This window comes from Methylobacter sp. (genome assembly GCF_036845245.1).
Taxonomy (GTDB): Bacteria; Pseudomonadota; Gammaproteobacteria; order Methylococcales; family Methylomonadaceae; genus Methylobacter_A.
The window spans coordinates 13,873-27,909 of sequence record NZ_DAIUEH010000029.1; the positions used below are offsets into that span (position 1 = coordinate 13,873).

The 14,037-nt window shown below is 46.3% G+C and carries 13 protein-coding genes and 1 tRNA gene; 2 read left to right on the top strand and 12 right to left on the bottom strand.

Translation table 11 applies throughout. The annotated features are described in order from the left end of the window. The 12 genes from nusA to V7051_RS13830 all read right to left on the bottom strand — a co-directional run bounded on the left by nusA (position 1) and on the right by V7051_RS13830 (position 10,582). Positions 1-1,518: a transcription termination factor NusA gene (gene nusA / locus V7051_RS13775; protein ID WP_333875714.1), complete on the bottom strand. Its 1,518-nt coding sequence runs from the start codon at positions 1,516-1,518 to the stop codon at positions 1-3. After that, a complete protein-coding gene (gene rimP, locus V7051_RS13780) occupies positions 1,508-1,993 on the bottom strand; it encodes a ribosome maturation factor RimP (protein ID WP_333875716.1) in 486 nt (161 codons plus the stop codon). The genes nusA and rimP overlap by 11 nt, the downstream gene beginning before the upstream one ends. 170 nt (positions 1,994-2,163) lie before the next feature. Further along, positions 2,164-2,240, bottom strand: a tRNA-Met gene (locus V7051_RS13785). Positions 2,241-2,254: 14 nt separating this feature from the next. Further along, positions 2,255-3,760: an exodeoxyribonuclease I gene (gene sbcB / locus V7051_RS13790; RefSeq protein ID WP_333875718.1), complete on the bottom strand. Its 1,506-nt coding sequence runs from the start codon at positions 3,758-3,760 to the stop codon at positions 2,255-2,257. Between the two features lie 74 nt (positions 3,761-3,834). Next, positions 3,835-4,230 carry a CBS domain-containing protein gene (locus V7051_RS13795; protein WP_333875720.1) on the bottom strand — a complete coding sequence of 132 codons (396 nt, stop codon included), beginning with the start codon at positions 4,228-4,230 and terminating at the stop codon, positions 3,835-3,837. Positions 4,231-4,273: 43 nt separating this feature from the next. Next, positions 4,274-4,468, bottom strand: a complete 195-nt coding sequence (gene nqrM / locus V7051_RS13800; protein WP_333875722.1) for a (Na+)-NQR maturation NqrM — start codon at positions 4,466-4,468, stop codon at positions 4,274-4,276. A gap of 131 nt (positions 4,469-4,599) precedes the next feature. Further along, positions 4,600-5,820 (bottom strand): NADH:ubiquinone reductase (Na(+)-transporting) subunit F, encoded by a 1,221-nt coding sequence (gene nqrF, locus V7051_RS13805; protein WP_333875723.1) that lies wholly within the window; start codon positions 5,818-5,820, stop codon positions 4,600-4,602. A gap of 9 nt (positions 5,821-5,829) precedes the next feature. Continuing rightward, positions 5,830-6,438: an NADH:ubiquinone reductase (Na(+)-transporting) subunit E gene (gene nqrE, locus V7051_RS13810; protein WP_333875724.1), complete on the bottom strand. Its 609-nt coding sequence runs from the start codon at positions 6,436-6,438 to the stop codon at positions 5,830-5,832. Further along, positions 6,438-7,118 (bottom strand): NADH:ubiquinone reductase (Na(+)-transporting) subunit D, encoded by a 681-nt coding sequence (locus tag V7051_RS13815; RefSeq protein ID WP_333875725.1) that lies wholly within the window; start codon positions 7,116-7,118, stop codon positions 6,438-6,440. Before V7051_RS13815 ends, nqrE begins: the two co-directional genes overlap by 1 nt. Beyond that, positions 7,115-8,038, bottom strand: a complete 924-nt coding sequence (locus V7051_RS13820; protein ID WP_333875727.1) for a Na(+)-translocating NADH-quinone reductase subunit C — start codon at positions 8,036-8,038, stop codon at positions 7,115-7,117. The genes V7051_RS13815 and V7051_RS13820 overlap by 4 nt, the downstream gene beginning before the upstream one ends. Next, a complete protein-coding gene (locus V7051_RS13825) occupies positions 8,031-9,233 on the bottom strand; it encodes an NADH:ubiquinone reductase (Na(+)-transporting) subunit B (RefSeq protein ID WP_333875729.1) in 1,203 nt (400 codons plus the stop codon). Before V7051_RS13825 ends, V7051_RS13820 begins: the two co-directional genes overlap by 8 nt. Continuing rightward, positions 9,233-10,582, bottom strand: a complete 1,350-nt coding sequence (locus tag V7051_RS13830) for a Na(+)-translocating NADH-quinone reductase subunit A (protein WP_333875731.1) — start codon at positions 10,580-10,582, stop codon at positions 9,233-9,235. The genes V7051_RS13825 and V7051_RS13830 overlap by 1 nt, the downstream gene beginning before the upstream one ends. 263 nt (positions 10,583-10,845) lie before the next feature. Here V7051_RS13830 and V7051_RS13835 point away from each other — a divergent pair, with 263 nt between their 5' ends. Then, on the top strand, positions 10,846-10,980 hold the full coding sequence (locus tag V7051_RS13835) for a hypothetical protein (RefSeq protein WP_333875732.1): 135 nt from the start codon (positions 10,846-10,848) through the stop codon (positions 10,978-10,980). Between the two features lie 68 nt (positions 10,981-11,048). Next, positions 11,049-13,973, top strand: coding sequence for a chemotaxis protein CheB (locus V7051_RS13840; protein WP_333875733.1), 2,925 nt, complete (start codon positions 11,049-11,051; stop codon positions 13,971-13,973). Positions 13,974-14,037 lie beyond the last annotated feature (64 nt).

Genomic DNA, 14,037 nt, shown 5'->3' on the forward strand with positions numbered 1-14,037 from the left:
TTACCTACTCGCCTGTTCCTCAGCAAACCAAGGCTCACGCGCCTTCATAATCAACTTTGCCGCCCGATCTTCGTTCATTCCCGGAAAACTCAACAAATCATCTACCGCTTGCTCTGCCAAATCATCCATCGTAATTATACCTTGGCTTGCCATATCATAAGCCAAATCCCTATCCATACCTTCCATTTCCAGCAAATCCTGTGCAGGTTCGGCCGTTTCTATTTTTTCTTCAGCGGCAATTGCGCTAATCAGTAAAGCATCTTTAGCACGGCTTCTAAGTACAGTAACAAGACCCTCATCAAAGCCTTCAATTTCCAGCATTTCACTAGCCGGAACATAGGCGATTTCTTCGACCGTATTAAAACCCTCTTCAACCAGAATCAATGCGATTTCTTCATCGACATCCAACTGCTCGATAAACAACTGCTTTATCTTGTCAGCTTCGGCTTCACTGTTTTGTTCGGCTTTGGAAGCATCAATTACATTCAGCTCCCAGCCTGTTAACTGTGTTGCAAGACGTACATTTTGTCCACCGCGACCGATAGCCTGAGACAAATTATCCGAACTTACCGCCAGATCCATACTGTGTTTGTCTTCATCGACAACGATGGACTGGATTTCAGCCGGTGACATCGCATTAATCACGAACTGGGCATCACTGGGATTCCAAAGAATAATGTCGACGCGTTCTCCGGCCAGTTCATTTGAAACCGACTGTACTCTTGACCCTCTCATGCCAACACAAGCTCCGACCGGGTCCAGCCTGGGATCATTGCCTTTGACCGCAATCTTGGCTCTGGAACCGGGATCACGCGCCGCACCTATCACTTCGATCAAACCTTCGCCCACTTCCGGCACTTCAAGACGAAACAATGCAATCAACAATTCCGGCGCAGTTCGACTGACGAATAATTGAGGGCCGCGAGGCTCTGAACGCACGTCTTTTAAATAACCCCTGATTCTGTCGCCAATACGGATGGCTTCGCGGGGAATCATGTCTTCTTTGGCAATATAAGCCTCTACATGTCCGCCCAAATCCAGGTAAACACTACCCTTTTCAATACGTTTTACGATACCGGTAATCAGCTCACCCACACGACTCTGATAGGCATCAACAATTTTCTTGCGTTCGGCTTCCCTGACTTTATGAATAATTACCTGCTTGGCAGTCTGCGCAGCGATACGTCCGAAATCGACAGATTCAATTTCTTCTTCCACAAAATCACCGACTTGGGCATCCGGATTATCAAGTCTTGCAACTTCCAACAGTATTTGCGTTTCCGGAAACTCGACATCGCCGTCAATTTGGCTATTGGCATCAACTACTTCCCATATTCTATGAGTAACATAGTCGCCGGTTTTTCTGTTAATGTTGACACGAGCTTTAATTTGATTCGCATGACGCTTGATTGTAGCAGCTTCTAGCGCTGATTCTATGGCCTGGAAAACGACCTCCTTTTCAATATCTTTTTCATTAGAAAAAACATCCACTACCAACAAAATTTCTTTATTTGCCACTGCGCCCCCCTTTTTCAATTAAATACTCAGGAACCAAACGCGCTTTGCTCATCGCGGTAAATGGAACCTCAAAAACCTGTTCGCCATCCTTTAGCGTAATAATATCGCCTTCAACTTTCTCAATCAGGCCTGTAATTTTTCTACGGCCATCTATGGCCTGAAATAAATTAACCAACACGGTACTGCCAATATACCGCTCAAACTGGCTCACTTTAAAAAAAGGCCTGTCTTCGCCCGGCGAAGAAACCTCCAAATGATAGTAGCCTTGAATAGGGTCTTCCACATCCATCACGCCACTGACCTGATGGCTGACTTTAGAACAATCTTCAACCAGAATTCCATTCTCGCTATCAATGTAGATTCTTAACAGGCCATGCTTAGGATGAGGGTTATATTCAATGCCGACGCATTCATAACCTAAACCTTCAACAATTGGCTCAATTAGATTAACCAAATGCTCAGGAGCCTGTTTCATTTTTTCCTCACTTACTTTCGCACAAAAAAAAAGAGCCTAAGGCTCTTCCATTAACAATCAACAATGAGCCTTAAAATTCACCAAAGCCCAGAAAATAAAAAACCCCAAAATGGGGTTCTCGGCAACCAATCCTTGAGTCACACTAACTCCTGCATCCGTGCAGTTCTATATGGTAGCGGGGGCAGGATTTGAACCTACGACCTTCGGGTTATGAGCCCGACGAGCTACCAAGCTGCTCCACCCCGCGATTGATTTTGAGCATTATAGAGTATTTTCAACATTTGGCAACTTATTTATTTCTTTAGTTTGAATGAATGACTTATTAAGCCCCAAACACTGCATTTTCTCGAGCGCATAAACTTCCAAGGCATTAATTATCTGCGTATTTATATTTTCGCCATACCGCAGCTCTTCCAATCGATTGAAATATTTATCGAGTACAATGCCCGCCCCTCTTTGACAATTTGTTAACCGATTAACACAAAATTCATTCCATCTTTGTAGCTCATCAGCACTTAACGTTTCAGGATAATTTCTGGCACGGTACCTAAACAACATTTCCGGTAATCGACTATCCGTAAATTTAAATGCAGACTGTGCTAATTGTTCGGGCAGCATTCCCCTGATTTTGACCATTTGTTTTTTATCATTGTCAGAAAAAAAACCGCCACTGTAGATTTCCAGATCAGGATCAGAGTCTTGTTCGATGTAAACTTTTCCATCAAATACAGCAGCCACCTTTTCAGCCAAGCCGGCAGCAGCTTTAATCTTATCGATATTGACATAGCATAAAGCCAGATCAATTTTTAACCGTTGCGCATCCTCGGGCCTGATAACAGACATGGGCGCTAAAACAGGACATTTATTGATATGCACGGTTTTTAAAGGGATTCTTTCCACACCGTCCGGCAAGTCCGCAGTTGCGGTAAAGATTCTTTGCTGAATTTCTTCTACGGACAAAGCAAGCATCGGCCCAGGGTCAACGGACAAGTCATAGACGATCACGCCGTTGGCATTGGTAGGATGCTTGCAAAGAGGCAGCACTATAGCCAAACAATTTTTAACGGCAGGGTATTTGCCTGAAATATGAACAACGGGTTTAAAACTGCCTAACTGAAGCAAATTAAGCGCTTCGGTTTTAACTCTATGCTGCAACAGAAACTGATAGAGTTTTGGTTGAGCCTGTTTAACCAATTTGGTGATTGCCAAGGTCGCATAGACATCCGAAAGCGCATCATGCGCTGCTTCATGGTCTATATTGTTGGCACGGGTAAGCTGATCCAGCCTGAAACTGGGACCGCCCTCTTCGTTAACAGGCCAAACAATACCTTCAGGACGCAAAGCCCTAGCCGCCCTGACCACATCGATCAAGTCCCAACGGGAATTGCCGTTTTGCCACTCCCTTGCGTAGGGATCATAAAAATTACGATAAAGACAATTACGGGTGACTTCATCATCAAAACGAAGCGTGTTATAGCCGAGGGTACAGGTATTAGGCTGGGATAATTGCTGATGAATCAAGCGGATAAACTCGGCTTCGCAAACTCCCTTTTGTTCGGCAAGCTGAGGAGTAATTCCGGTGATTAAACAGGCTTCCGGATGAGGAAGACAATCTGTAGCGGGCTTGCAATAAACAACTAAAGGATCGTCTACGATATTAAAATCAAAATCAGTACGAATCCCGGCAAATTGGACGGGGTTGTCTCTTTGAGGATCCGTACCGAATGTTTCGTAATCATGCCAATAGAAAGTTTGCGTACCACTCATTTCTTTTGACAGCCGTGGATATTGGAAATGCCGCAAGAGTCGCCACGACTGTGGAGTTGCTTCACAATGAAATCTTAATGAATTGAAGCCAGAGCCCGTAAGACATCTGTGCGACTAACAATTCCAACCAATTCATTATCCTCAAAAACCGGAAAACTCCTGACTGAAGTCTGCTGGAACTTCTCAGCCAAATCCACAATACTGGATTCGCCATCCACGCTAATGATTTCTTTAGTCATATAATCGCCGACCTTTCCGCCCATACTTTGGTTATAGGCCGTTTCCAACACAATGCTCATGACGTCTTTTTCAGAAAACATACCCAGCAATCGACCTACCTGATCAACAACCGGAGCACTGGTGATTTTATGATCCAGTAATTTATTCACAGCATCAATTATCTCGGTATCCTTGGTAAGCGTGACCAATCTTTTCGACATATAATCTGCAACAGTAATTTTCGCCAACATGATAGACCCCTGCGTTGTTTATTATTATAAATAAGCTTCCCGTCTACGATCCTTGATTCAAATGAGCTTCCGCTTCCATTTTCTTTCTTTTATCACATTTTTCCACACAAACACAATCCGCATTGTTCGCAGCACCGCCGCAGGATCCTTTAATGGCGCGCCTTCCAAAAATAACGCCTATTGCCATAATGGCAATAACAACAGCCATGAACACAAAAGTCACTAGAAAGTAAGTCATGGTATCACCTCATAAAGTTTATAAAGGCCGGCAATAAAAAAACGAGGAGCAGGTCAGGCCGCACTCCTCGTTTATTTTAATGCCATCTACTCTCTTTCCAAAAAAGTTTAGAGAAAGAGAATTTAGGTTATTTATCCGCCAAAATCATCCAGCAAGATATTTTCCGGCTCTACGCCATTATCCAACAGCATCTTGATCACCGCTGAGTTCATCATCGGCGGTCCGCACATGTAAAACTCGCAATCTTCCGGAGCCGGATGGTTTTTAATGTACTCTTCAAAAAGGACATTATGAATAAAGCCGGTATAGCCCGTCCAGTTATCTTCCGGCAATGGATCTGACAATGCAACATGCCATTCAAAATTATCATTTTCCTTGGCCAGCATATCGAAATCTTCTACATAGAACATTTCGCGTTTGCTGCGGGCTCCGTACCAGAACGTCATTTTACGCTTGGACTTCAACCTGCGTAATTGATCGAAGATATGTGAACGCATCGGCGCCATACCTGCACCCCCACCGACGAAGACCATTTCATTCTGGGTATCTTTAGCGAAAAATTCGCCGTAAGGCCCGGAAACGATGCATTTATCACCTGGCTTCAGGTTAAAGATATAAGAAGACATGATACCTGGCGGTACTGTATCGGGCGCACCGGGAGGCGGTGTCGCAATACGCACGTTCAGCATGATTTCCCTTTCTTCAGGATAACTCGCCATCGAGTAGGCACGTAATGTAGGTTCTTTTACATCGGAAACATAGCGCCATAAATTAAACTTATCCCAATCATCGCGGAATCTTTCTTCGATATTAAAATCACTGTATTTAGCAACGTACGGAGGACATTCAATCTGAATGTATCCGCCCGCCCGATACTTGATTTCTTCACCTTCCGGCAAATCCAATACCAGTTCTTTAATGAAAGTAGCAACGTTATGGTTCGACTTAACCGTACATTCCCATTTTTTAACGCCGAAAACATCGTCTTCGACTTCAATGCTCATGTTGTGTTTAATCGAAACCTGGCAAGAAAGGCGTTCGCCGTGAGCCGCTTCCCGTTTGCTGATATGGCTTAATTCGGTCGCTAAAATTTCACCGCCGCCTGAATGCACTTTCACTTTGCATTGTCCGCAAGTACCGCCGCCGCCGCAAGCCGATGAAACAAACAAACCGTTATCAGCCAAGGCGGTTAATAATTTTGACCCTACGGGTACATGAATTTTCTTTTCATCATTGATCAGAATCTCCACATCCCCTTCAGCGACTAATTTGCTTTTCGCACCGATAATCACAAATACCAGCGCGATCACAAAAGCCGTGAAAATAATAATCCCTAATAGAATTTCAAGCATGTCGCACCCTTAAAGTTGGATTCCAGAGAAAGCCATGAAGCCAAGCGACATCAGACCCGCAGTAATAAAGGTAATACCTAGACCTTGTAAACCAGCAGGTATATCACTGTATTTGAGTTTTTCGCGCACACCCGCCATCACAGTGATAGCCAGCGCCCAGCCAAAACCACTACCTACGCCGTATACAACACTTTCAGGCAGATTGTAATCACGCTCGATCATGAACAAGCTACCGGCCAAAATCGCGCAATTTACCGTGATTAAAGGCAAGAAAATCCCTAACGCATGGTACAAAGCAGGAAAGAATTTATCTAAAATCATTTCCAGAATTTGCACTAAGGCTGCAATAACGCCGATACAACTCAACAACGCCAAAAAGCTTAAATCAACACCTTTAATACCCATCCATGACAAGGCATCTTCCTTTAACAAGGCGTGATAAATAAAGTTATTGGCCGGTACAGTAATGATTTGCACCATCATGACCGCAATACCCAAACCCATCGCTGTCGAGATTTTCTTGGAAACCGCGATAAACGTACACATGCCCAAAAAGAAGGACAGCGCCAGGTTTTCAATAAAGACAGCCTTTATGAAAAGACTAATATAAGCTTCCATTAGTGATGCCCTCCTTCACCATGAGCAAGCGCCATGATTTTGAAATCGGCCGCTTCAGCTTGCTTCGGCTTCCATTGACGGACGCCCCAGATAATCAAACCAATGATAAAAAACGCACTCGGAGGCAACAGCATCAAGCCATTAGGATCATACCAACCGCCATCTTTACTGAGCGTGAAAACCTCGATACCCAACAATTTGCCTGAACCCAGTAACTCTCTGATAAAGGACACAGTAATCAAAATCAAGCTGTAACCCAAACCGTTACCGATACCGTCCATAAAGCTTGCTAATGGCGGATTTTTCATCGCGTAACCTTCAGCACGTCCCATCACGATACAGTTGGTAATAATCAAACCCACGAATACCGACAATTGCTTGCTGATTTCATAAGCAAAGGCTTTCAATAGTTGATCTACCACGATAACCAGCGAAGCAATAATAGTCATCTGTACGATGATTCGAATGCTGCCTGGAATGTGGTTTCTGATCGCACTGATTGCCGCGCTGGAAAACGCAGTCACCAAAGTCAACGCCAACGCCATAATCAACGAAGTCGACATTTGCGAAGTAACCGCTAACGCCGAACAAATACCCAGAACTTGTAAAGTAATGGGATTGTTATCAACCAACGGCTCTATCAGTACCTTTTTGGTTTCATCATTTAAAATTTCATTCATGACACACCTCCTTTAACCGCTCTTACTTTAGCCAGATACGGGGCAAAACCTTCTTTGCTCATCCAGTATCTGACCAGGTTAGTTACACCGGTGCTGGTTAATGATGCACCCGCCAGACCATCGACCTGATATTGAGATCCGGGTTTCGTGTTATCAACCACACCCTTAATCAAGCTTAACGCAGGCTCGCCCATTTCGGCTTCCTCTATCAAGCCTTTTTCCAATGAAGGCTGATCGCTTTCGGCATAAACTTTTTTACCTTTCCACAGCGCACGCCAGTTGGGATTAACTACTTCACCACCCAGCCCCGGAGTTTCCGCTTGATCATAAAAGTTGATGCTCTGCACGGTTTGCCCATCAGCATCTAATGACAGGAAGCCATATAATGTTGACCATAAACCGTAACCGTTGATCGGCAGAATAATCGACTTAATCGCACCCGCGTCCTTGACTAAAAAGACCTTCGCATATTTAGCTTTTACCCTGATATGCGCAATATCTTTTTCTTTAGGAATAACAACGCTCAAAGCAGGATCCTTTGCCGCTTTACGTTGGTCGTATTCAGCAGGATTAATATCCTCAACATAGTCGCCTGTTTCCAGATTGACGATTTTCGCTTCGATCCTGTCTTTAAACACTGCATCAATATTACCGCCTTCCTCAAGCAAGCCCACTACATCAAGAATATTCTTCTTCATGTCCAGCTCTTTGTTATTGACTTGAAGAGGCTTTAACGCAACCGCAGAAAATGAAACCAAAACCGCACAAACCAGACAAAGTGCAACCGCAATAGCAATAGTTTTTTCCAAACTATCATTGCCTAAGGCAAGCACTTTATCCTTGTAGACTTTGAACTTTTGGTAATGCTCGCACTTATCCAATGCTGCGCAAATTTTATTGAACTGTTCGCATTTAAGCATGACGTTTCATCCTTCTTCTGATATTGGCCTGAATGACAAAATAATCAATCGTAGGCGCGAACATATTGGAAAATAGAATTGCCAGCATAATACCTTCTGGAAATGCCGGATTAACAACCCTGATTAATACCGTCATGGCTCCGACCAAGCCCCCGAACACCCAACGACCGGTATCGGTCATTGCCGCGCTCACCGGGTCGGTCGCCATGTAAACCATGCCGAAAGCAAAACCGCCCATCGTCAAATGCCAGTACCAAGGCACAGCAAACATGTGGTTGGTGTCACTGCCTACAATATTGAACAGCAAGGAGGTCAGCACCATGCCTGCAAATACGCCGCCCATAATCCGGTACGACGCTACTCTGGTGTACAACAGGAATGCCGCACCAATTAAGATAGCCAGCGTTGAAGTTTCACCCAAACAACCCGGCTCAAAACCGAAAAAAGTTTGCATCCAGCTGTAATTAGCTGAGTAAATCGCATCAAGACCGCCATTTGCCGCCAAACCTAAAGGCGTTGCCGCAGTATAACCATCAACCGCAACCCAAACGGAATCGCCTGAAATAGACGCCGGGTAAGCGAAATATAAAAACGCCCGCCCGGTCAACGCAGGGTTCAGGAAGTTTTTACCGGTACCGCCGAATACTTCCTTACCGATAACGATACCGAAAGAAATACCCAAAGCCACCTGCCATAAAGGCATATCGGGCGGCATAATCAATGTGTACAACATTGACGATACCAGAAAGCCTTCATTCACTTCATGCCCGCGAACGGTTGCAAACAACACTTCCCAAACACCGCCGACAGCCAGCGTGACGATATAAATAGGCAGAAAGTACAATGCACCGTGAACCATATTGGAAAATGGGTTCATCGTACTGTAGCCGAAGATCATCATCGGGATACTGCGCCAGCCCGGAACCTGTTCCAAGCCCATCTTTGCCATGGCTAAATTGGCTTGATAACCGGTGTTATACAAAGCCATCAAAATACAAAAAAACGTAGCGATAACCACAAAAGTCATGGTTCGTTTCAAGTCATTGCCATCACGAACATGCGTGGTGCCGCGCGTTACATCAGCCGGTGTATAGATGAAAGTATCCACCATCTCATAGAGACCGTAATACTTTTCGAACCGCCCACCCTTGGTGAAATGCGGTTCCATGCTATCTAAAATATCTCTAGGCGACATTATCCTTCCTTCTCAATTTTAGTTAAATTCGCCCTCAAAACAGGAGCGAAATCGTGTTTACCAGGATCCACAAACGTAAATAAGGAGACATCTTCCTCATCAAGTTCCAAACAGCCTAACAATTGAGCCTGATCCGAATCTCCGACCACCAGCGCTTTTAACAGCGGTGTAGGCAAAATATCCAGCGGCATCACGGCCTCATAAACACCAACAGGAACAATCGCCCGGTTGCTGCCGTTTTTATCGGTTGTTAATGGGAATTTACGGTTCAACTTGCGGTCGACGCTTGACGTATAAACATTGAGTGCCGAATATTTGTCTTTACCCGGAACGATCCAGCCGAACAACTCGCGCGCACGACCCTCTTGCAATACTGAAACTTGGTTGCTGTAGCAACCCAAAAAAGCTGCCCAATCCGCGGCAAGATGTCCATATAACACCGAACCTGAAATGACCCTGTTTTCAACTTCTTCCAATTGACCTGCAACCAAGTCATCGGTGTTGGCGCCGACGCGGGCACGAATCAATCTAGGATTTTTAACGGTAGGCCCAGCCAATGAAACAACGCGCTCAACATTGATTTTACCTGTGGTAAACAATGCGCCGATTGCGATCACCGCCTGATAATCCAGGTGCCAGACGAATTTATCGATACTGACCGGATCCAGCAAATGAATATGGGTGCTTGGCAATCCCGCAGGATGAGGACCGGAAAACTCGGCGACGGTTACCGATGCATTACCGGTTGCAATCTCAGCGCCGGTCGCCTTACAAACATAAATTTTACCTTCCGCCAGTTTGGCAATAACCGCCAAACCATTGGCAAAATCATCGCTTCGTTCTTTAATGATGACCGCAGGATTTGCCGCTAACGGACTGGTATCGATTGCGGTAACAAAAATAGACCGTGGCTTACTGTCTACAGCAGGAATTTTGCCGTAAGGACGTGTACGCAACGAGGTCCACAACCCGGACGCCAGCAGATTTTCTTTAACCTGTTCTGCCGATAAGTCGCTTAACTCGGAAGCTTTGTATTTTGCAAATGACTCCTGCGCCGTTCCTTTCAGTTCGATCACAACAGACTGCAAAACCCGCTTTGCGCCGCGATTAATGGATTGAACAACACCCGCGCCGGGTGAAGTAAAATTGACGCCAGGATTCTTCTTGTCAGAAAAAAGCACTTGGCCCAGCTTGACCGTATCACCCTCGCTAACCATCATGGTAGGCTTCATGCCCACATAATCCATCCCCAGAATAGCAACGGATTTAACCTTATTGCCATCCTCAATAACTTGTTCGGGCTCTCCAGTGATAGGTAGATCCAAACCTTTTTTAATAATAAATTGCATAGTTAATAGCCTGCTCTCCAATCAAGTTGCGGCGAAACCATCCTTTCATTTCAAATATCAATAAAACAAGAGGCCCATAAGACGTAAAACCATGGCATTAAACCACAAAAGCAAGGCATTCTCAACTACGGCAAGGCGACCAGGAGCCTTTTAATAAGCGCAAAATACAGACTCTTATCGCTGCCGCTTACCCCACCATCCCTATTTTATAAATCGTATAAAGAGCGTTAGCCCGCAGTCGGCATTTGATAAAAGCGACTATAATGATCGAACGTCAATTTACTGATTTTATAGCATTTACTCACAGTAAAACCGGTTTAGCAACCCTTTCAAAGACAGAAACGGATGGCACTGAGTTAAATGCATCATCGGAAAATGAATTGACTTTACACGGATAAAACACTATTAAACTCAAGATAATTCATATCTCCGTGGCCGCAGTGCCACGCGAACAGAGCATCCCGCAATGACTCAGAATAAAACCCCACCAACCCCATCGATTCACTCGAAAAATAAGCAGCGACAAAAAGGCGGCTTTCCTATTGTCGGCTTAGGCGCTTCCGCCGGAGGCCTGGAAGCATTTGAACAATTCTTTCGCCATGTTTCTCCTGATTCCGGCATGGCCTTCGTGCTGGTTTCGCATCTCGACCCGAGCCATGCCAGCATTCTGACCGAAATCTTGCAACGCACCACATCCATGCCAGTGGTGGAGGCGCAAGATCAAATGCAAATCGCGCCTAACTGCGTCTATGTCATCCCCCCCAACCGCGACATGACTATTTTCCACGGCGCCCTGCAACTAAGCCTGCCGGCAGAGCCGCACGGTCAGCGCATGCCTATTGATATGTTCCTGCGCTCGCTGGCTGAAGATCAGTCGGAGAAGGCTATCGGCATTATACTCTCGGGCACCGGCACCGACGGTACTTTAGGATTACGCGCTATCCTCGGCGCGGGCGGCATCACACTGGCACAGGAGCCGAATACCGCAAAATTCGACGGCATGCCGACCAGCGCCATTCAGGCGGGCTATGTCACCCATATTTTGCCCGTGGAAAAAATGCCTGAAGTACTGTTATCCCGAAGCATGCTTAATCCCCAATCCCCTCCCACCTCCTCAATTGCACTAACTGGCATCAATCACATCCTGATGCAATTACGCACCAGCACCGGCCATGATTTTTCATGCTATAAGAAAAGCACCATCACCCGCCGCATTCAACGACGCATGTTGCAAAACGGCATTGAGGATACCGACACTTATGCCCGCTACCTCAAGGAGCATCCGGCAGAGGTAGCCTCGCTGTTCAAAGAGCTACTGATCAATGTTACCAACTTCTTTCGCGATCCGGAGGCATTCGCTGTGCTAAAGCAGGAAATCCTGCCGGCACTGTTGGCCGACAAACCGGAAGATTACGTGTTTCGTGTCTGGGTGGCAGGTTGCGCCACGGGTGAAGAGGCCTATTCCATTGCCATCGTGCTGCGTGAACTGATGGAAAAAAAACACTATGACTTTAAAGCGCAGATTTACAGCACCGATCTTGCCGATGACACCATTACCACAGCCCGTGCCGGACTATACCCGCCCAACATTAGCCTTGATGTCACACCTGAGCGGTTGCGCCGTTTCTTCATCAGGGAAAACAGTGGCTATCGGGTAAAAAAGGAAATTCGCGAGATGGTGGTATTTGCTGTTCAGAACATCATCAAAGATCCGCCATTCACCAAGCTCGATCTGCTCAGCTGTCGCAATTTGATGATTTATCTGGAACCGGAACTGCAAAACCGCCTCATTCCGGCCTTTCACTACGCGCTTAAGCCCGGCGGCGTTCTGTTTCTGTCGCCGTCGGAAGGCATCGGCAACCATACCGAACTGTTTACCCCGCTTAATCGTAAATGGAAGTTTTATAGCGCCACGCCCACGGCCGCATCGACCCGTTCAATGTTGACCAGCAACTTGAACTGGACGACAGAACCGGCGCACAAAACGCCGGAAGACATCATACAATCCTTCAGGGAAACCAACTTGGCCGAATTGACCCGGCGCATGCTGCTTCAATATTACGCCCCCACCTCGGTGGTGACGGATCTCAACGGCAATATCCTCTACGTTTATGGTGAGACAGGAAAATACCTGCGCCCTGCTCCCGGCCATGCCACTCTCAACATGATCGAAATGGCTCGGGAAGGCCTGCAACTGGAACTACGCTCCGCTATTTCCGCCGCCAAACAAGGCACACCGACCCTGAATCAGGAACTGTCGGTCAAAACCAATGGCGATTTTCACCCTGTGCTACTCTGCGTACGCTCCCTGCCGAAACCGAATAATCAGCAAAACCTGCTGCTGGTGAGTTTTCAAGACGTAATCCATCCGATATCCGGCAAACCGGCGCGTATCAAGCGTACTTCCAAGCAGAAGGAACTGCACCATATGGAGGAACTGGAGCGTGAACTGGCTTACACAAAAGAGAATCTACAGGCCACCATCGAGGAACAATATGCGTCCAACGAGGAACTGAAATGCACCAACGAAGAGATGCAATCGACCAATGAAGAGCTGCAATCTACCAATGAAGAGCTGGAAACGTCAAAAGAGGAACTGCAATCCATCAATGAAGAGCTGGTCACCGTAAACTCCGAGCTACAAGCCAAAATTGTTCAACTGGCCGACACGCAAAACGACATGAAGAATCTGCTCGACAACATCCACATCGGCACCATCTTCCTCGACCAAAACATGATCATCCGGCGTTTTACACGGGATGCAACACAAATCTATCGCCTGGTCGCCTCGGATGTGGGCCGCGCACTGGGCGACATCAAGCCTGAACTGGAAGGTGAAGACCTGCTGGACACCGCTCATGCCGTTCTCAATAATCTGGTACCGATAGAACGCGAAGTAAAAACCATGAGCGGCCAATGGTACCTGGCACGTATCCAGCCCTATCGGACACTGGAAAACATGATTGACGGCGTGGTGCTGACTTTCACCAACATCACCGAACGCACCCGAGCTTTAGCGATACAGGAAGCGAAATTATTGGCCGAAGGCATCGTCAATACGGTGCGCGAACCGCTGATTGTGCTTGATGACGCGTTAAAAGTCGTCACTGCCAGCCGCTCGTTTTATCAAAGCTTTCAAGTGTCAACCGAAGAAACCGTGGGCCGTCCGATTTACGAACTGGGCGACGGACAATGGGACATCCCAGACTTACGCAACCTTCTGGAAGCCGTCCTGCCGCACAATCAGGCTTTTGAAAATTATCAGGTAGAGCATGATTTCCCCACCATCGGTTATCGTAAAATATTGCTCAATGCCCGCAGCATCATCGGCCAGACCGGCGAGCCGCGATTGATCCTGCTGGCGATGGAGGATGTTACCGACAGGCCGTAGATTATATTAATAGAACCTGCCACTTATAATCAAAAGGACAACCCGATCTATCTAGCTTATTTAA

What these genes read in the sequence shown, in the direction of transcription:
- rimP (WP_333875716.1), bottom strand. Translation starts at nt 1,993, where the DNA reads ATGAAACAGGCTCCTGAGCATTTGGTTAATCTAATTGAGCCAATTGTT.
- sbcB (WP_333875718.1), bottom strand. Translation starts at nt 3,760, where the DNA reads ATGAGTGGTACGCAAACTTTCTATTGGCATGATTACGAAACATTCGGT.
- V7051_RS13795 (WP_333875720.1), bottom strand. Translation starts at nt 4,230, where the DNA reads ATGTTGGCGAAAATTACTGTTGCAGATTATATGTCGAAAAGATTGGTC.
- nqrM (WP_333875722.1), bottom strand. Translation starts at nt 4,468, where the DNA reads ATGACTTACTTTCTAGTGACTTTTGTGTTCATGGCTGTTGTTATTGCC.
- nqrF (WP_333875723.1), bottom strand. Translation starts at nt 5,820, where the DNA reads ATGCTTGAAATTCTATTAGGGATTATTATTTTCACGGCTTTTGTGATC.
- nqrE (WP_333875724.1), bottom strand. Translation starts at nt 6,438, where the DNA reads ATGGAAGCTTATATTAGTCTTTTCATAAAGGCTGTCTTTATTGAAAAC.
- V7051_RS13815 (WP_333875725.1), bottom strand. Translation starts at nt 7,118, where the DNA reads ATGAATGAAATTTTAAATGATGAAACCAAAAAGGTACTGATAGAGCCG.
- V7051_RS13820 (WP_333875727.1), bottom strand. Translation starts at nt 8,038, where the DNA reads ATGCTTAAATGCGAACAGTTCAATAAAATTTGCGCAGCATTGGATAAG.
- V7051_RS13825 (WP_333875729.1), bottom strand. Translation starts at nt 9,233, where the DNA reads ATGTCGCCTAGAGATATTTTAGATAGCATGGAACCGCATTTCACCAAG.
- V7051_RS13830 (WP_333875731.1), bottom strand. Translation starts at nt 10,582, where the DNA reads ATGCAATTTATTATTAAAAAAGGTTTGGATCTACCTATCACTGGAGAG.
- V7051_RS13835 (WP_333875732.1), top strand. Translation starts at nt 10,846, where the DNA reads ATGATCGAACGTCAATTTACTGATTTTATAGCATTTACTCACAGTAAA.
- V7051_RS13840 (WP_333875733.1), top strand. Translation starts at nt 11,049, where the DNA reads ATGACTCAGAATAAAACCCCACCAACCCCATCGATTCACTCGAAAAAT.